General features: G+C 38.4%; 1 protein-coding gene. It reads right to left on the reverse strand.

Going from position 1 to position 258, the window contains the following annotated elements; all coding sequences use genetic code 11:
• Positions 1 to 258, reverse strand: a 258-nt coding sequence (locus tag SB749_RS20015) for a hypothetical protein (RefSeq protein WP_410711846.1), incomplete at both ends; no start/stop codon positions are given.

The raw sequence follows: 258 nt of genomic DNA on the forward strand, positions 1-258 counted from the left end.
GCACAATGCTAACAACAAGCGCTAGCAAAAATGCTGAAGTTGGCTTTATTAATTTAAAATGTGCCAATAGGGTGACTACCACTAACATAATCATGGCTGTACCACTTAGTAGACCTAGCGTATTAGTATTTAATACGCTATCGAGCGCGTAAAAGCTAAATGTCGCTATTAGTGTGTTTGGATTTGCACCGAGCGCAAACGATACACCAAGTAGTATAAAGCTAAGTGCAAGTAAAAAGGTAATTGCGTTATTTGCAT

Source organism: Brevibacterium sp. SIMBA_078, from assembly GCF_046534565.1.
Classification (GTDB): Bacteria; Actinomycetota; Actinomycetes; order Actinomycetales; family Brevibacteriaceae; genus Brevibacterium.